The following is a 351-nucleotide window of genomic DNA, read 5'->3' on the forward strand; positions in this document are numbered from 1 at the left end:
CAGGTAGATGGCATGCGGCATCACCGTAGCACCCAGAATCGAAGCGGCCATCAACACCGAATCCGTACCCTTAAAGCGCGGAATCAGCCCCTTGGCCACTTCGACGGGATTCGGCGGGGCCACGAACAGACCCGCGATGAAGCCGAACGTGATAACCAGCAGCATCACGATGATGATGCGCTCGAATGTGGTTTGCGATTTGCCGCCTTGGAACCACAACATCACAGTGGAGACCGCACCGATGACCAGGCCGCCGAGGAACATCGGCAGACCGAAAAGCAGATTCAGCGCGATGGCGCCGCCAATCACCTCCGCCAAATCGGTGGCGATGGCGATAACCTCGGCCTGCAT

Annotated in this window: 1 protein-coding gene; it reads right to left on the reverse strand. The window is 59.3% G+C overall.

Annotated features, from left to right (window positions below; translation table 11 throughout):
- The coding region (locus EIK80_RS25210; protein WP_199743625.1) for a divalent metal cation transporter at nucleotides 1–351 on the reverse strand (351 nt) is incomplete at both ends.

Origin of the sequence: Caulobacter sp. 602-1 (genome assembly GCF_003931565.1) — a bacterium.
Taxonomy (GTDB): domain Bacteria; phylum Pseudomonadota; class Alphaproteobacteria; order Caulobacterales; family Caulobacteraceae; genus Caulobacter.